Genomic DNA, 18,567 nt, shown 5'->3' with positions numbered 1-18,567 from the left:
ACGGGGATCCTCCAATCTATACAAGAACAGGCACCCGATGTCGACTCCCCTGCTACGTCGGCTGCGTGCCTGCCATCTCAGGAAATGTGCGCAAAGAAGCGATCGACGCCGAACACCTGCATGAACAGCAGCCACAGCAACACCGCATCGAGTGCGAGCATCGCCACCGTCCCCATCGCAACCGATATACGGCTATAGGCATTCTTCCTGGGCTGCATGGGGGCATCGTCCGGTGACACCTGGCATTGGCGGCCACTTCTTCCGGCCAGCGCGGCAGGCGACTCATTCGCATGGCCAGCCAGCGGAACAGACCCGCCAGCGTCGTGACCGGCGCGAACAGCACCGCGAACGGGCCGAACATCTGCCACAGGCGGTACACCCCATAAAGAAACGGTTCGCGTCGGTTTTCGATGGGCAGAAACACATCCGGAGCCGACACGCTCGCCGGGCCTTCCTCCATGTAACGACGGAAGTATTCCCAATGCGCAAGCAACGGTTCGTCCGGCCCGATACCCTTCGGGTGAACCGGCATCACGGCGCCCAGATAGAACGCATGCGTCACTTGCCCGTTCGCGTCCGGCAGATAGCCGAGCACGCCCCAGTTCACTCCGCCCTTCTTCAAGCAGAACACCATCTTGTCCCAATCCAGCGACCACACCCCGCCAGGGCCGTTGTGCCGGAACACATGGACCTTGCGCGTGGACCGCACCAGCCGGATCGGCTTGTAGGTGTAATCCCACATATCCTGCTCCAGTGATAACCAATCAGGATAACCAAAGGTGTCCCGATCGCGCACGCAAAAATCGCAGCCGATACTGCTGCCATCAAATTATCGATAGTCTTGAAATTAAAAATAACGTCAATCAATGCAGCATATGAAATAACCAGGATTGGCGACGCCATCAGCGTATAAACCATCCCGCCAAAGCCACGCCGCATATAGTTTCCATCTGCTAGTTCCATATAGGATTCGTTGCGACCCACTACCATCTCCAGCGATACCGGCTCACCTTTGATGGACGTTGGCCGCCTCTTATCGAGCGGGTACGCAAGCATGTCGGCCGTCGGCGCCCAAGGTTCCTTTGGCGGCAAGCCGATCACCACCTCGCGCCAATAGCGCTTGCTGAACAGTTGGCCCCAGTAGGCCTTTGCCGACGCGTCGTCGCTCATCTCGGTACCCGTGCTCTGATTCGCTTGATCAGCGATGCTTCTCGGAGCTCAGGAGCTTCAAGTAAAAAGCCGGTCGATTTCGAACACGCGCGTAAACAGCAACCAGAACAACACGACGTCCAGCGCCAGCATCAGCACGACACCCATCGCGACGCCGACGCTGTTGTCCGTCGCTTTCTTCTTGGGCTGCACGGTTGCATCATCCGGTGACACCTGGCATTGCACCTCCACCTCTTTCGGCCAGCGTGGCAGGCGACTCATTCGCATGGCCAACCAACGAAACAAGGCTGCCAGCGTTGTGAGCGGAGCAAACACTATCGCGAACGGCCCGAACATCTGCCACAGTCGCCGCGCACCATAAAGGAACGGCTCACGGCAATTCTCGATAGGCAGCAGAAATTCCGGAACAGGCAAGCCAGCCGGGCCTTCCTCCATATAACGACGAAAGTATTCCCAGTGTGCGAGCAATGGTTCATCCGCCCGCATACCGCCCGGGTGGACCGGCATGACGTTGCCGAGATAGAAAGCCTTCGTCACCTGACCGTTCTCGTCCGGCAAATAGCCGAGCACGCCCCAGTTCAACCCGCTCTTCTTCAAGCAAAACACCAACTTGTCCCAATCGAGCGACCACGTGCCGCCAGGGCCGCTGTGCTGGAACACGTGAACTGTACGTGTCGATCGCACCAGCCGAATCGGTTTGTAGGTATAGCCCAACATGTCGTGCTTCCACTGATATCCCACCCAAACAAACAAGGGGATGAACAATAGAAAAATCAGCAAGGAGGCCAAAACCAGAGGAAGTGTCGCTCCGTAATTTGCAAAGCCATAAAAAGGAATAGCCAAGAAGGCAACAGTTGGCAATTCAAACAATGAAAACACCATTCCACCGAAACCACGCCGCGCATATTGACTGTCGGCGACTTCCATGTAGGTTCCGTTGCGTACGACTACCATGTCCAGCGAATCCGGTTGGCAATCTACTTTCGCGGGCTTTGCTTTATTGAGGACGTAAGCAAGCATCTCCGCCGTCGGTGCCCAAGGATCCCTCGGTGGCAAGCCAATGACCACTTCTCGCCAATAGCGCTTGTCAAACAACTGGCCCCAGTAGGCCTTCATCGACGATTCATCGCTCATACAGCCTATCCCGTTGTTGCTTTCTGGAAGTTGTCTTGCTCCTCCGGACCGTCCTGATAGCTATTGGCCGGCCCCCACATGCAATTTCGCGTCCACGTCAAGGTTGGCGGATCCTTGAAAAGGTCGATCGCCACGCTGAGAACCAGGACAATCGCTGTCGCAATCCATGCTGGCGGCCCCAACGCCTCCACCTCAGCGCCACTGATGATTGCAACGATCCAAACTCGCGTCAACGACACGCCGAGTGCGATCTCCAGGCCGCCTCGGACGGCATACAGGGAAAGCATCCCGAACTCTTTGTTTTTGACCGCCTCCCAAGCGCTAACGGCATCTATACCCACCGCAATCCACATCACCACAGCACCCGCACCAGCGCCGCCCATCTTTATAAAGCGCAGAAAACCACCCCCCAAACTCTTCGCCACCGGTCCCAGCAACGGCAATCGCCGCACGCCGGCCGACTTGATACCCGTGCTGACCAGATCCAGCATGCCGCTCACCAGACCGACGGTCGCCGACCTGAACGCCCACGCCACACGCCCCTCTTCGCTCTTCAGCGCCTTGCCCATCGCATCCTCGGCATTCGCCCACCCCAGCGTCGAAAACACCAACGACACCGACGCGAGCATGCCGGGAGATCGCGCATAGCGCAGCACCGTGCCCATATAGCTGTTTACCGAGACCTTCGTGACCACCTCCGCGCCCGGCGCCTTCCCGAGCGACAGCACCCGGTCGGCCGCGAGCTTGCCCTGGGCTTCGGAAGGCAACCGATACAACGCGTCCTTGTCGGCCTCGCTGGCGTCCAGCAGCAGGTTCCACGACCTGACTTCCTCGTCGAGGCTGTACCCGGCCTTCTTCGCCTCCTCCTCCAGGATGGCCATCCGTGCCTGCACGATCATCGCCCGATCGGCCTTGTCCGGACCGCTCGCGGCCGGTTGCAGGGTTTCCAGCGCCTGGTGCATCGCGCTGAACACGTCGCGCCGCGTGCCCACCACCTGCAACCGCTGCACCGGCATGCCTGCGTGCATCCCCAGTACCGTCTTCAAATCTTCGGACGCCGGGTTGCGTTCCTTGATCACGGCCACCATCCGCGGCCCGAGCTCCACGATCAGTTCCGGCAGCGTATTCTTGCTGTCGATCGTCTTGTACGCGTTTTCCCCCGCCATCTTGAGCTTGCTGATCACGGTCTTGTACAGCGAAAACAGCTTCGACCATTTTCCGGGGTTCGGCAGATTGTTGGCCGCATCGGCCGTCTTGCCGTCATTCTTCTGCGCGCCCCCGCTGACCTCTGCGGCATGAGCCTTCAGCTCGGGATGGTTGAAGAACAGCGATCGCCATATCAGGTTGTGAGCCGCCATGCCGCCATGCAGCCATTCGTCATAGAGCTTCACGCACGGTCCATAACCGCCCGTCCCCATCACGCACGCCGCAAACAACGCGGTAAAGCCGACCCCCGTATTGATGTCCTTCGCGTCGAAGTGGTAATCGAACACCGTCGTCATCCCGGCGCTTCGCATCCATGCCACGTGGGCTTCCGCGAGCGGCCGCATGATCCGGTTGTCGTATTCCTCGGACGCCTTTGCGTACTGCTGCCGATATGTCTTTCGCAGGTTGGGATTGATCAGCTTGTGGTACTTGCCCCATGCCTCATTGCGCGCGTGCTCGAGGTCGGCCGCCGTGAATTTCACTTTCCTGGCCTCGTCGAGCAGCGGCTGCATTTGCTTGCGATAGCTTTCCAGCAGAAAAGCCGTCCCGCCGCTATTGACCAACTCGTTGTAATCCTCCTGCGATTTCCGGACCCGGCTGTTGTACAGATCCATCTCGGCCTGACGTTCGACCGCAGCCTGCAGGTTCGTCAGGTTGGTATCCAGGTCGGTCGGCCGTTTCCACTGTTCCGAGAACCCCTCCCATCGCGCGTTCATGTACGCCGGAATTTCCTGCGCGATGCCGGCCGGATCCTGGAGCGCCAGCACCAGCCCCTTCGCGGGCGCCAACCCGTCGCATACCGTCTTGAGCGTCGTGGCGGACAGGATGTCGCGGCACAGGAACGGGCTCCACCGCAACGCGCTGACCTCGTCCACGAGCTTCATCGCATATTCGGCAACGATCATGTCGACCTGGTAAATCTGGAACGCGTGAGCGGGTTGCGGCGCCCCAGGCTGGCCGTGGTCGTACCAGGCGCCGATATCGACGAGACGCATGAATTTGCTGCGCTTGTCCGCGGACAATTTCACATTATTGTCGCGAATCGCCTTGGTCCACCACGCGTCGGAAAACCCGAACCATACCTTGCCCGCGCTGGCGGGATCCTGGATCGTGACCACCGACGCATTGGCCAGCTTGGTCGCATCGCGCTTGCAGCTCTCGTGGAATCGGTCACCACCAGGCGGCTTGTCGTCGACGAGCGGCACGATCGACAGGATTCCCGATTCATCGACGGCGTACGCTTCCCAGTAAGCGTGCGTCTCGTAGTACAGGTACAGGTAGCCCGGGCGCAACGTGCGCCCCGTATAGACGGTTTCGCTGACGTTCAGCGGCACCTCCGCAGGCCCGAGCAGCGCAGTCGCGTCGGGCGGCTGGTGCGTGACCCTGTAGCTCCCGAACGTCTTCGTCGGCGCGATGCCATAGCGGATCGGCAGGATCGGCAGGCCTTTCTTTTCACAGAAGGGGCAGGGTGTCGTCATCAACTCGCTCCTTGCGTCGAGTGATCGGTATTCGCCGGCGCAACACGTCTTGCATCGGCCGCTCGCTCGAGATCCCGAACGATGGCCTGCCAGTCGTCATCGCGCCAGAGCGACGTCAGACGCCGGTAACGGGTGGGGTGCCCCGCGCATTGCTGCAACATCGCAATGACTTCGGGGTGCGTATCGAATCCTGGATGTTTCAACATTCCGTGCCGTGCAAACGCCACGACGTCGTCGCGCTCGCTCAGGCCATGCGCTTCTGCCCTGACGAGCCACGCTTCGACCTGCGGCCCGTACAGTGCCGGCTCGGCACGCCACGCGGCCTCGGTTTCCAGCGCGGCGTGCACCGTACCGATCCGCGCGATGCGACGCCACACCGCCTCGCCCGGCGCGAACCGCACGTAATGCGTTCCTTGCGACGGCGTCGATTGCGCGAACCACGCGCCACCCGACGGAAACATCCAGACCGACACCGGGCCGAACAGCACCGACCGCTGGCCGGCATCGAGCATCCAGCCCAGATGCAGGAACACAACCGGGTCGTAGAAGCGGAACACGCCGCGCGCGCCGTCCGGGAAATGCGGCACGAGCAATTGCCGCAGATGCGCGCGCACATAGGCCGACACCGCGTCGGATTGCAGCAGCCCGACGCACGGCGATGCGGCGATCGCCTCGTCGCGATCAGTCAGCAAGCGCAACGCCTGCGTGCGCCGCGTGTCGCTCAAATCCTGCCAGGCCAGCAGAAACGGCAACTGCCGCGACTGCGCATCGAATCCCGGCGGCGCCAGCGCACGCAACGGGAAGTCTTGCCACGACAGCATCGCGTCCTCTTCACCCTGCAGCGGGTCGAGCAGCAGGAAGTGGCGCGCATCGAGCGCGTGGCGGTCGAAGTCGATGCGTTCCATCGTCAGCCCGCCGGCAGCATGACGACACTGTCGTGGCTCGCGGCCGCGCCCGACAGGCGCAACTGGCAATCCTTCGCGCTGCTGCTGCCCAGCGAGGTTTGCCCGCCCGCGCCTCGCGGCCCTGTCAGTTCGCGCTGCGCCGACTTGAACTCCACCCGCCCCGGCGCGCCGACCTCGATATTGCCGCCGTCCATCTTCAGGTACGCCTTCGCGGCATTCAGCAGCAGACGCTTCGGTGCCTGCAGGTTCGCCGCGCCCTGGCTGCTCGACAAGACGACCGCCTGCTGCGCGGCCGCGCCAAGCGTGCCCGCATTCTGTGCCTGCAGGCACACCGCCCCGGAGGCCGCGTGCAACGCGATGCCTTGCCCGGCGACCGGCCGCTCGCCCGCGGCGTTGCCCTGTGTATAGAACGCGATGCCGTGCGTCGCCGCCAGGGTTGTCTTGCCCTTGGCCGTCCATTGCAGATCCTGGCCTGCACTCAGCACCGTCTCCGTCCCCGACACCCAGACCTGGCTGCCGGGCGTCACGGCGGCGAGACCGTCCGCGCCGTGTGCGACGACATGCGGACGCGACCATGCCGCCGCACTGCCGCTGCCACCGCCGGCCTGGGCGGACGTTCGGCCGTCGCGCGTCGCGGCGAGCGCCTGCTCGCTCTGCTGCAATCCGGTCACGGCAGCCAATTGCGTCAACGTGCCAGGCCCCGCTGCATGATCCGTGTCATCCTGCCCGGCGCCGACGCTCGCGGCGGGCTGTGCCGGCTCGGCACCTTGCGCACGCGCCGCTTCTGCAAGACCGTCGAGCAGCTGGCGGTTCTGTGTCAGCACCTCGCGCGACGCGCTCGCATCCATCTGGCTGACGTCACGCGCTGCGCTGACCAGCATGCCCGAGCCGCCGCGCAACGCGGCAGCCGCGTCGGTCGTCAACTCGATGCCATACCCGCGATCGGCCTGCCGCTGGTTGTCCTGGATCTGCTTGAGATGACCCAGCGTCAACCCGCTGTTGTGGTCCGTCGTATAAAGACGCGCGCTCGCCTCGCCGGCCGTGTCGTCGATCAGGAACTGGCGATACCCGCCGGTTCCTTGCTGGCTCAGTTTCAGGTCCTGCGTCTTGATGCCCGTCAATGCCGCGGGGTGGCCGTTGCCTGCGAACCACGCGGCCGCGTTTCCGGTACTGCTGGCCGGACCGCCTGCTTGCGCGTTGTGCTGCGCATCGGCGTTGCCCTGGCCGTTGTACAGCGAACCCACCACCACCGGCCGGTCGGGTTGCCCTTCGAGCCATTCGGTCCACACCTCCTGCCCGACACGGGGCACGCTCACGCCGCCCCAGTTGTCACCGCCGACCGGCGTCAGCACGCGTGTCCATGTGCCGGCATTCCGGTCGCCTGGCGCGTTGGCCACGTGCGGGTGATCCACGAGACTCGCCGCCTTCGGACCGCGCTGCGCATGGTGCTGGATCCGGACCCGGTGATCGCGATCGGTGTGAACTGGATCGCCCGCGCCCACGACGATCGCCGTTTGCGCGCCCTGTACGGCCGCCACGGGATGCGAACGCGCACCGTGCCCCCCTTCGATCAGCGGCCGGTACGTCTGTGCGGCCGGCAGCGCGACGAAGCTGTTCGCATAGACCGCTTCGTTGCTCACCAGCGGCGCACCATCGTGCGTCCCGCTTCCGAGCGCGGCATGCAGCGCATGCGCCATGCCGTATTCGTTCACGTCGGCATCCAGCATCGGCGGTATGTCGCCGAGCGTCTGTGCGATCGTGGCGTGAACATCCGCATCGACGTTGGCGCGCACGCGGTGCTGAACGCGCAGGCACACGAACGCATCCGACGCCCTCAGCGCCGGATGCCCGCTGATCGCAAAACGCATGCCCGGATGCAGCGCCATGCAGGTGCTACGCCCTTCGCTGCACGACGCGGCGACGCGTTGTGCGTCGAGTTGCTGGCGCGCGCGCTGGTCGCCGAGTGCCGCGGTCTGGAACGCATAAGGGCCGGCGACGTCACGGTCTTCGCCTGCCATCGCGACGCGATCGGCCTGCGCGCCGGTCAACCGGGTCGACAACGTGCGGTGATCCCAGCTGGCGCGTGCGACCCTGCCGATGCGCCAGCGACGCGCGGTCATGAAATGCTGGATGCTGCCCGCCGGATCGCCGTCGCTCGTCTGGTGGTAGCCGATGACCTCCGGCTTGTCCGGCGTGAATGACTGGTTCGAGTCGGCGAGCACGAGCGTGTGCTTGCCGAGGCTGGACGCATGTGCGTCACCGGCATGCTCGAACCAATAGAAGATGCCCTCTTCGGCCCACAGCCGCTGCAGGAAATCGAAGTCGGATTCGCCGGCCTGGGTGGTGAGGCTGCGCTTGCGGTATCGGGCGGGATCACCCAGCGCCCAGCGCCACGCTGGCACCACGGCGCCCGCGGTGTGATAGCCGAAAATCTGCTCGCTGATGTCGAGCACGCTGGCGTTCAGGAAATTGTAGTGATCGACGCGCTGGCGGAGCACCGAGAGCCACGGCTCGACCTCGAGACGAAAACGGGCCAGCCCGCCGTTGTAGCCGATCCGCTCTGCCGCAATGATGTGACCGTGAACGGGACGGCGGACGTCGCTGCCTTCACGCGCCCGCCATTCGATCAGGATCGTCGCACCGATCAGGCGCTCCAGCGGCAACGCCTCGTTCCCGGACAAGGCCGTCAACTGGAACCGGTAACCGCCGTGATCGACCGCCTCCCACCCGAGCAGACTCTCGGCGACCAGCGCGTTCGGACCCAGCGGCGTGGTGACCCAGAGAAAGCGGTCGTACTGCGACCAGTCTCCAGCGAGTTTTTTCAGAACGTCCATATTTGTCGACATGAATGGGTTTGCCTCAGATGTGACGGGCGCGGTTCGCTACGCTTCGTGTCGTGGCCAACGTACGACTGCCCGCTCCCGCAAGCCGGTCAGTGAGCGCCGGCACATGGATTCAGCTCACGCTCGGGCACTGCGATATGCACACCTCCACCTGCCTGCTTGAGCGCACAGAACGCAGCGCCATAAACCGGGCCGGCATCCCCGCCCGGAATGATCGAGCACTCGCGGTGGCTCGACATCACCATGATCAACGCCCGGCTACGGCGCCCGGCACAACCGTGGCCACGTCATCATCCGCGGCCGGTACGCCACGACTCGGAGCCCATTGCACCGCTCAGTGTCCTGCCGGCGTGCACGGGTTCCCTTCCTGCCCCGTCGTCGCAATGCGGACACCGCCCCCCGCTTGCCGGATCACGCAAAACGCCGAGCCGTACACCGGGCCATAGTCCCCCCCCGGTAAGATCGAGATGCTGTAGAACTTGTTGATGTCCAGCGCCCTCGGCGCCGCACGCACAACCGCCCCGGCCAAGGTCTGGCCATAGACGAGACACTCGCCTCGCTTCAGATAAACCAGTGGCGCACGCTCCGGAACCTCCAGCGCCCAATACGTGACAACGGGACTGACCGGGCCGGTTTGTCTCGTCACACCGACCCCACGGATCTGGATCGGCTCCGAGCCGGTATCGTCACGCATGGGCAGGCAAGCAGCCGGCTTTCCCTCGACCTGCCTGATGACCAGACGGACAGGACCATGCGACATCGCGTCTGCACGGGAGGCGAGCAGGCAGCAGGACACGCCCGCCATTGCGCAGCTTCGCAATATGTTCATCATGCTCCGAACCCATCCGTGGCCGCATCGACGCCATTCGAATCAATCAGGAATTCGAACATATCCGCCATGCGCCGGTCAGTGATTGGCGGCACAGGGATTCCGGTCATTCTTCGGCACCGCGATATGCACGCCGCCACCGGGCTGCTTGAGCGTGCAGAACGCCGCGCTGTAGACCGGCCCGGAATCCCCGCCCGGAATGATCGAGATGTAGTAAGTCCGATTGAGATCCAGCGGCTTGGGCTGCGTACGGACGATCGCGCCGTTCACGCGCTGCCCATACACGATGCACTCGCCGCGCTTCAGGTAGACAGGCTTGGCCTCCGCTGGCATGTCAAACCACCAGTACGTCACGTCGGGGCTCGCCGGGCCGGTTGGCCTGGCAACACCGACCGAGCGGATCTGGATAACGCTCTCGGCCCGTTCGTCGTTCAGCGGCAGGCAGGCGGCAGGATTCCCGTCGACCTGCCTGATTTCCAGTTCGATGGGCGCTTCCGACGTCGCCATCGCGCGCGACAGACAGAGCAGGCACGCGAGCACACCTAAAACACTACTTCGGAAGATTGTCTGCATTCTTGGGATCCTCCAGGAGCGGAGCAAGGACGTGATCGAGCTCGAACGGCGTGCCGACGTAGCCACGGTGAAAGACGGCGAAAGGCGCCTTCAGCACCTGCACGGCATAGTAATCCGCGACCAGGTTGCCCTGCTGCTCCATGTTGTAATCGTGAAATACCGCACCTGGCGCGACTGTGTATTCGTATGCGCTCTGTCCGCGAATCGTGACGGTCAGCGCATGCCATCGCACCGCATACCCAAGCTGGTACTGCCAGACATGGGTCATTTCGTGCATGAACAGGCTTCTTTTCCAGATGTCCGGGCCGTTCATTGCCGAGAAATCGTCGACGTACAGGTCGTCAAGGAAATACATCTTCCCGTTCGGCGTGACGGCGGTGTTCTTGTTCTGCAGGTTGAACCAGAAGTAGCTCCCTTTGTGCACCCGCACCTTGTCGTAGTCGATGCCATCCTTGAAGACCGTCCTGGCCATTTCAACTTCGCCCGCGGTCAGCACCCGCTCATGGGCGTCGACCTCCACCGTCTTCTCCGATTCGCCCAACTGAAACTGGTTCGTCTGCACGCCCTTGATCTTGACCTCGACCGGCGTTGGCGGCGTGCCCGACGTGCGCCCGCAGCAGTCCACCATCTGGGTCGGGGTCAGCAGCGCCGACAGGATCCCCAGCGGGCTCGCCGATGCCACGCGCTCGGTCTTGCCCGCGTCATCGGTCACGCCCGCCGCCGTGGTGCCGTCGGCCAGCTTCAACTGATAGGCAACCTTTGACAGCGGCACGCCGTCCGCGTTGACGAAGCGCAGTTGCTCGTCGTAAAGCGCGAGCGGCACGGGTATCGGGAGCGCCGGCAGCACCGGCGACTGCGCGCCTGGCCCCATGAACGGATGCGCCCCCGCCTTGACGGCAAACGATCCGGGTGTCTCGACCAGGATGTCCGCGCCTTTCAGCGTGATCCGGCTCGGCCCCTGCTGAAGCACGATCGCATCCTTCGCGAGCACGTCGATCCGATCGTCCGACGACGTGATGCGCACCGACTGGTCGGCCAGGATCTGCATCGACGAGGCATGCGCCTCGACGCTGACCGGCCCGTGGCCGGCCACGGCCTTGATGCCGCCTGCGGCCGCGTACAGGCTCGCCGCCTCGCCGGACGCACCGGCGACCGTCGCGCCGGCGGCGAGATGCGCATCGTCCTGTGCGGTCAGATGCACGTGCTTCTCCGCATACGACACCGCGCTGTTGCCGGTACTCATCACGACGTTTTGGGGCGACTCCAGCACGACGGCCGGCACCGCGAAGCGCTCGACCGGATCCCCGCTGCCGCCTGCTCCGCCGGCAGCCGGTTTGGTCGCGCTCTGCCCGTTCACCGCCCCCGCGTACTTGCCGTCCTGCGCGGGATCGATCGTCTTCAGGAAATCCGCCTGCGCGGCGTTCGCCGTCAGCCGGCCGGCGGTCGCGCGCGCCGCCGATTCGTCGAGGCTCTGTGCGGTTTTCACCGCCTGCTTCAGCTGGGCAACGCTTTCTCCCACATCCATCTGCGTCGAAGCCGCTCCCGTGCGCGCGGTGCCCGACACCAGCACCCCCTCGCCCGCACGCACGATGCCCCACCCTTCGGTCGCGAGATCGAATCCTTCGCCACGATAGGCCCCGCGAACCGCGCCCTGCTGGTCGATCAGATAGCCTTGCGCGAGTCGGCTGTTCGCGACGCTGTTGGACAGTTCGTGACGCAACTGGCCCGACGAATCGTCCATCACCCAGCGGCTGCCCGCCGTGCCGTCGAGCGCCTGCGTCTGCATGCCGGTCAGCACGCCCGCGTGATTCGCGCTGCTGCCCTCACCGGCTGCGAACGGGGGTTGCACGCGGCCGCCGTAAAGCTGGCCCAGCACGACCGGCATGTCGATATTGCCCGAGTCGAAGCCGATCACGACTTCCGCGCCGACGCGCGGCGTAAAGCTGTGGCCGAAGTTCGGGCCCGCCGCCTGTTCGGCGATGCGCGCGAGCACGCCGGACCGATGGTCGCCGGGCGCGTGCCCCTGCGGGTTCGACCGGCTCGCGGTGTCGGTCAGCCCGCCGGGCAGCGGCGCCGTGCCGCGCATCCACGGAAACTGCACGCGCACCTGATGATCGCGCGTGCTGCTGACCCGGCTCGACGGTTCGCCGACGACGGTCGCGGTCTGAACGCCGTGCACGACGGGCCGGTCGCGGTAAGGCGGCACGATCGGCACGCCGGGCGGCACCGCGGCAAAGCGGTTGCGATAGCGCCCCTGCTCCAGTTCGCCGTGCTCAAGCAACTGCGCGATATCGGCGCCGAGATTGTTGACCGCCTCATGCTCGAGTGTCAGCGGGACGAACGACACCGCCCCGTCCGGGTAGCCGGTCAGCGTGTGAACCTTGCCGATCTCCAGCGTGCGCGACGAGCCGGCGCCATAGTGGATCCGCTTCGACAAGCGCAGCGCGTCGAGACGCTGCGACGCGTAGCGCTGCGCCTGATCCGACGTCTCGAAGCGGCCGGCACGCTGCGCATCCAGCACTTCGCGCGCGGGCATCGCGGGTGCATCGCGGTCGGCCTCGCCCTGCGCATGCCCGGCGAGCGCGACGAGATTGCCGGCTTTCCAGCTCGTGGCGGTCACGCGATCCGGGACCAGCTGGTGACGCGTGGTGAAGTAGGTCATCACGCCGTCGGGGTCGCCCACGTCCTGCCGGTGATAGGCGACGGTGCTGCCTTCGGGCTGTTCGGCGCGCCGGTCGAACACCACGACGGTATGGTTGCCGGACGGCTTCTCGCCGGCGTCCTGCGCATGCTCGATACGAAACGACAGGCCGGCCTCGGACAACTGGCGCATCACGAAGTCGAAGTCGGTTTCGCGATACTGGCCACGCAGATCGAAGGTGCGCAACGGCTCCTTCAGCTCGCACCGCCAACGCGCCTCCGGATAGTCGCCGAACACGCGCTCGCAGATGCCTTCGGTATCGAGGCCGACGAAATACAGGCAGTTGCGGCGAAGCCGCAGCAATTCGAGCCAGGAGGCTATCGTCAGCCGGTAACGCGTGATCTCGCCATCGGTGTCGCTGTACGCGGCCCGCACGACGTAGCCGTTCCAGCAGCGCTCGCCCGCGCCGGTCGCGAGACGCAGGCGGATCGCCGTGCCGAGCAGCGGATTCAGGTCGAGGAACGGTGTGCTCGACAGCACGTCGATCTCGAACCGGAAGGACTCGTCCATCGCTTCCCGGCCATGAAACCGCTCGACCGCGAATGCGCCCGGCATCGCGGTATCGAGCTGGATCTGGCGGGTCGCCTGCGAATAGCCCTTCAATGCAGCAGCAATGTCCATGTCGTCCTCTTGCGTCACACCGGTCTGCCGGGTGCCGGTCACGCTGAATCGCTCAGTTGATCGCCTCGGCCTTCTTTCTGGCAACCCGCGCGTTCGCCTCGTCGACCAGCTCCTGGATCGAGCTGTACGTAGGATTCCTGACTCCCGATTTTTCCTGCTTGCCCTTGCCGCGCAGGAACATCCATTCCGGCCACTGCCGGATGTGATCGAAGGCGCCCACGACGAACTCGCCGCACGGCGGAACGTGCAGTTCCTCGGCGGACTTTTCGCCCGCAAGATACGCCTCCGACTCAGGACCGAACACGCGGTCCTGGCACGACTCGTGCCAGAACACCATGATGCGGCGGCGATCCGACTCGGGAAAATCGTCGAACACGAAGCCATCCTTGCGGTCGGAAACGGCGATGGTGCGCAGATTCCCCTGCGCATCGCGAATGCCGACTTTCCAGTGCGGATCGTCGTTCCGGTCGTAGTCCTGCCACGGGTTGATCGCTTCCTGAAGCACCTCGCGGCTGCCGTCGCGCTTCTCCAGTTCGAACACCACCGTGCTCTTCGGGAACGCCTCCGAATGCCCGAGCTTCGGGTTGCCCTTTATCTTGACGATGCCGTTTGCAGGCACCCTCACCTCGAGCCCGTCCTTCGCATGAACCGGCTCGACACCGTCGGGCTGGTCGAACAAGGCGACCACCGGGCCCACATAGCCTTCGGGAATCACGTAGATCAATGGCATGCGCCGGCTCCTATCCAGTCCGAACACGATCGCCGCGAGCAGTGCGACGGCGAGCAACACGACGTAGCGCCACCTCACGCGACGCGCAGACGACGGCGGTGGCACTACTTCTTCCATAGCTTGGGATCCAGGTCTTCGCTGTCGGGCGCGCGGCCCTCGTTCGGGTTTCGATGAAGGTGATAGTCATTCCAGGCCTGCACGGTCGTGTCACGGGTGGCCGGGGGCCGCTTGAAGCTGTCCTGCAAACGTTGCCAGACGGCGCCGACCTCCTCGTAGGCGGAAATATGCAACGGCGCGCCCAGCCCGCCGCTCACGCCGTCGCCGATCTTGCTGAGCGGATCGGCCGGCCACGCGACGACGTCCATGCCCGGCAGGATGACCGGCGGCCCGTCGCCCGGCACGCCGGACCATCCCGACGGATCCGGGTCGCTCATGCGGCGCGTGGGCGTGCCCGGCGCTGTCTTGATATCGCGGATCGCCGGATAGTCATCGCGCCGGTCGGGTGTGCCGCCGAGCGCCTGCGTGAAGATCCACAGTTTCGATCCGAAGTTGCCGTCGAGCGTCAGTTCCACCCGCAAGACGTTGGCAAACATGATGCGCTTGTTGTCGCCGGCGAGATGGGTAGCGGGGGTGCCGATCCGCACGTGGGTCCCCAGGAACAGCTTGTTGCCCGCGGGATCCTCGATGAACGATTCGCAGTTGGGGAATCCGTCGCCATAGACCAGCATGCAGATGTCCATCCAGCGGCGCACGCGCTCGACCCTGATCCACAGATGCCCACGCGCGTCGAGCGTGGGCACGACGGTGGTGTGAAGTGTGTTCCAGTCCAGCCGCGACCCCAGGAACGCAAAATTCTTGCCCCCGTACCACGACGTCACTTCGGCAATCTGTTCCCCCGCGTGCCCCTGCTCGAAGGCGTTCGCATCGGCGGTTCCATCGGGCTGATATTTCTTCTCCGTATAGGGCTCGGGGCCGTCGGAGGCCCACCATGGCCCCGACGACGTATTGGACCCCGCGTACTTTGAGCGCCTCAGCCGATCCTGGAACTTGTCCTTGCTGCCCGCCGCCAGGTTGCACGAATACAGCTGCCATACGCGTGACGTCACCTTGCCGGTCTGGCGAGCCAGGTAGCTCGGGTGAAAGCTCTCCTCCAGCGAAAAGCCGCGCGTGTCGCCGTGAAAGCGGAAACCCAGCCGCTCGAACTTCTTGTTCGGGTGAAACGAACGGATATTGACCGTGTATTCCACGAGCCTGACCAGCTCGACCGCGACCGGATGCCCGTCCTGTTGCTCCATCGGTGTGCTGTCGGTCTGGGTCAGCACCTTCGGGACGGCGACCGTATCAGCTCCAGCCATGATCGATGTCCTCGTTGCCGGTGTATTCGACCCGGATCGGTTTCGCCGCGGCCTTCGTCGAAAAAGTCGCCGTCCGCCCGTCGCCGGCGCTGCTGCGCGCAGCCAGCTCATCACCATTCGCGCCGACCATCCGGTAAGGCAGCCCCTTCACCGCACCGCCCGTCCGTGCGTCGCGCAGCCAGTAATATTCGTTGTAGAGCCCGTGGTCGCCCCACGCGCCCTTCGCCTTGTCCAGGTCGGTCGGCCCCTGGAACTGATGATCGGCCGCGTGAACCGTCAGGTTGCCCGGGCACTCGAACGTGACATTGCCGCCTTCGATCAGCAGCGACGCGCCGCCGCTCACCGCGAGCCGCAGTACCTGCCCGGCGGCAAGCTCGACGTCGCTCTTCGTCGCGGCCACCGTCAGGTCGTCCTTCGCGCGCAGTGCGAGCGTGCCGTGCTGCGCCTGCAGGTCCAGGTTGTCCTTGCCCGAAATCAGGCTGAGGCCGGCGTCGCTCGCCGCGCCCGTCCCGTTCGCTCCCGCCAGCCAGCCGATGCCTTGGCCGCTGTGAATCCGCAGCGACCGGCCGACCACCAGGTTGGTATCGCCGCCGCTGCCGACCGTCAGCGTCTCGCCCGCGGCCCACTGCAGCGCCTGGCCTGCGAACAGCCCTTGGCCGCCGCGAGCGGCGATGCCAAGCAACGCGTCGCCGGTATGCGGCAGCGCGTTGCCGGTGCCGCGTTGCACGGCGTCGGCCGTGGCCTGCTCGAACCCTTTCGCGCTCACCCTGGTCGCCAGGCTGCGCGACAGCGCGTCGAGCGGTGCGGCCTCGCCGTCGAGCGACGACTGGCCCGCCTTGCGCACGCCGCGCTGCGCAGCAAGCGGCAACGTGCGGTGCACGTCGGCAGCCTTGTCGAAGGTACTCGCCAATGCAAGCTGTTGCGCCAGCAACGACTTGAGCGCCGTGACGTCGCCCGCGGGTTGCGCCGGATCCGGCGCGTAGCTCGAGATCAGGACGCCGCGCGCCGCGCGCACGGCGCCATAGGCATCCGAACGCAGCTCGACGCCCTGGCCGCGGAAACTGCCGAGATAGTTGTCCGCCTGGTGGCGCAAGTGGCCGAGGTTGAGCTGGGTCGCGGCGTGCGTCGTCGCCATCTGGAGGCGCCCCATGCCATCGCTGTCGTCCGTCACCAGCTGATTGTGGCCCTGCGCGTCGAATCCCTGGCTCTTGAAACCGGACAGCGCGCCCGCGTGGTTGTGCCGCTGCGCGCCCGCCCCGCCGCCGTGCCACGCCGGGCTGTAACCGCCAACCTGGTTGCCCTGGGCGCTCGGCGCATGATCGGCCGCCTTGGCGTAGATCGACTCGTCGAGCGGCTGGCCCGCCTCGCCGCCCGGCGTCGGCGATTCGCCGCCTTCGCCACGGCCATTGAACAGGCCGCCGAGGATCACCGGCCGATGCACGAGACCGTTCATGAACTGCACCAGCACTTCGTGGCCGATCCGCTGCGTCTGCTGCAGACCATGTCCGTCGCCGGCCAGCCGCTGCATCGCGCGCGTCGCGAACACCCCCGTGTCGCCGTCCGCCTGCCAGTGGTAGCGCAGCTTCAACCGGCCCTGCGCGTCCGTGTGAACCGGGCCGGTGGTGCCCGGCTGCGACTCGCCCTGCGGGCCGACCACGATCGCGGATTGCGCGCCCAGCGCCGTCGGCACCGGGTTCAGCCGCTGTCCCGTTCCGTCCTCGAGCGTGGGACGCCAGACCTGCTCGCGCGGCACGCTCGTGAAACGGTTCGCATAACCGCCGGTACCCGCTTCCTTCAGCACGCGCGGATCGAGATCGTCCTGGGGCAGCGTGCCGAGCGTCTGCTGAAGCGCGTCCATGACGGTGCGCGGCAGGTTGTTGATCCCGACGTGCGTGACCTTGGTGAGGAGAAAGGTGTCGGGCGTTTCCGCCGCGTCGCGCCCCTGTTGCCACGGCGGGTTGGCGACACGCAGCGCCCGGCCGGCCCGCGCCGTATGCAGCGTGCTGCAGCCCGCCCAGCAACGCGCCTCGGACAGGATCGCGTCGGCCTGCCGGCGCGCCGTGAACTCGGCCGCGCGCAGCGTCGTGAACGCTTCCGGCCCGACGTCGTCGTACAGTTCCCGACCACCGGCCGGATCGCACAGGTTCGCCGTCGCCGTCACCGACTGATTGCTGCGATAGTCGCTGCTGATCAGCGTCAGCCGGTCGGCGGTCAGCGACACGACCTGGCCCATGCCCAGGATCACGTCGCCCGTACCAACCGCCATGCCGTTCAGGCGAAGCGGCAGGCCGCCGACACGCCGCGAGGTATCGTCCTCCGGAAGTTGCGCGCTGTCGTCGAAGACGAGCAGCGCATGGCCTGCCGGTGCGTCCTCGTCCTCGACGAAGCAGAAGCCCAGGCCGGCTTCCGCCAGCACGTGGCGGACGAAGTCGAGGTGCGTGTGGGTCCGGTACTGCACGCGGTATTCGCACGGCCCGAGCGCGTCGATACGCTGATTGGCATCGGCAGTGAAGCGCCAGCGGGCGGTACCGCGGTAGGCAGCGAATACGGTGTCGAGCACCTCGGCGACCGTCCGGTTCACAAACGTGCGCTGATCGCGGCCATGCGCGAGTGCCTCCAGCCATGGCACAAGTTGCAGGTGGTAGCGGGCCAGCGTCCCGTCATAGCCGACGCATCCGGCTTCGGCCACGAGGCCGCTACGGGTCGTGGTCGATCCGTTCGCCAGCGTGGTGGTGATGATGACGCGCTGCCCGACCATTGCGTCGAGATCGAGTCCGGGATCGGTGGCGAGCGCATAGACGTCCCAGCGATAGATCTCCGAAAGCGCTTCATGACCGCTCCAGCGTTCGATCTGCAAGGACGAGATCGGACCCGGCCCGTCGAGTACGTGAAGACGATTTGAAGCACTGAATAGAGACGGCAGTTTCGAGTTGACATCCATGCGGGTCTCTCTCACCTGTTACGTTTTTCTATTAAATGCGCCGCGGTGCAATAAACCTGCCCTCTCGAAAGCGCGATGACG

The 18,567-nt window shown here is 65.0% G+C and carries 11 protein-coding genes; all 11 read right to left on the bottom strand.

Annotation, left to right across the window (positions count from 1 at the left end):
• Positions 1 to 52: 52 nt before the first annotated feature.
• Entirely contained in the window at positions 53 to 742 is a 690-nt protein-coding gene (locus FFS49_RS42630; RefSeq protein ID WP_224755631.1) for a hypothetical protein, read from the bottom strand.
• Positions 743 to 1,227: 485 nt separating this feature from the next.
• Positions 1,228 to 2,304, bottom strand: a complete 1,077-nt coding sequence (locus FFS49_RS20290; protein WP_105818421.1) for a DUF6708 domain-containing protein — start codon at positions 2,302 to 2,304, stop codon at positions 1,228 to 1,230.
• Positions 2,305 to 2,309: 5 nt separating this feature from the next.
• Positions 2,310 to 4,988, bottom strand: coding sequence for a T6SS effector BTH_I2691 family protein (locus FFS49_RS20285; protein ID WP_105818420.1), 2,679 nt, complete (start codon positions 4,986 to 4,988; stop codon positions 2,310 to 2,312).
• Positions 4,988 to 5,893, bottom strand: a complete 906-nt coding sequence (locus FFS49_RS20280) for a DUF4123 domain-containing protein (protein ID WP_105818419.1) — start codon at positions 5,891 to 5,893, stop codon at positions 4,988 to 4,990. The genes FFS49_RS20285 and FFS49_RS20280 overlap by 1 nt, the downstream gene beginning before the upstream one ends.
• Positions 5,894 to 5,895: 2 nt before the next feature.
• Positions 5,896 to 8,739, bottom strand: a complete 2,844-nt coding sequence (vgrG, locus tag FFS49_RS20275) for a type VI secretion system Vgr family protein (protein ID WP_105818418.1) — start codon at positions 8,737 to 8,739, stop codon at positions 5,896 to 5,898.
• A 331-nt stretch (positions 8,740 to 9,070) separates the two neighbouring features.
• Positions 9,071 to 9,568, bottom strand: a complete 498-nt coding sequence (locus tag FFS49_RS20270) for a hypothetical protein (protein WP_224755632.1) — start codon at positions 9,566 to 9,568, stop codon at positions 9,071 to 9,073.
• Positions 9,569 to 9,643: 75 nt separating this feature from the next.
• Entirely contained in the window at positions 9,644 to 10,138 is a 495-nt protein-coding gene (locus FFS49_RS20265) for a hypothetical protein (protein WP_105818417.1), read from the bottom strand.
• On the bottom strand, positions 10,116 to 13,460 hold the full coding sequence (locus FFS49_RS20260) for a type VI secretion system Vgr family protein (protein WP_105818520.1): 3,345 nt from the start codon (positions 13,458 to 13,460) through the stop codon (positions 10,116 to 10,118). Before FFS49_RS20260 ends, FFS49_RS20265 begins: the two co-directional genes overlap by 23 nt.
• Positions 13,461 to 13,512: 52 nt before the next feature.
• Positions 13,513 to 14,190, bottom strand: a complete 678-nt coding sequence (locus FFS49_RS20255; RefSeq protein ID WP_105818519.1) for a hypothetical protein — start codon at positions 14,188 to 14,190, stop codon at positions 13,513 to 13,515.
• 104 nt (positions 14,191 to 14,294) lie between these two features.
• On the bottom strand, positions 14,295 to 15,545 hold the full coding sequence (locus FFS49_RS20250; RefSeq protein WP_105818416.1) for a hypothetical protein: 1,251 nt from the start codon (positions 15,543 to 15,545) through the stop codon (positions 14,295 to 14,297).
• Positions 15,532 to 18,486 (bottom strand): type VI secretion system Vgr family protein, encoded by a 2,955-nt coding sequence (locus FFS49_RS20245; protein ID WP_105818415.1) that lies wholly within the window; start codon positions 18,484 to 18,486, stop codon positions 15,532 to 15,534. Before FFS49_RS20245 ends, FFS49_RS20250 begins: the two co-directional genes overlap by 14 nt.
• Positions 18,487 to 18,567: the final 81 nt, after the last annotated feature.

It is taken from the genome of Burkholderia sp. 4NA327C6 (genome assembly GCF_005502655.1).
Taxonomy (GTDB): Bacteria; Pseudomonadota; Gammaproteobacteria; order Burkholderiales; family Burkholderiaceae; genus Burkholderia; species Burkholderia contaminans.
The sequence above is the reverse complement of the archived record's forward strand: the minus strand, read 5'-3'. Positions and strand labels throughout refer to the sequence as shown.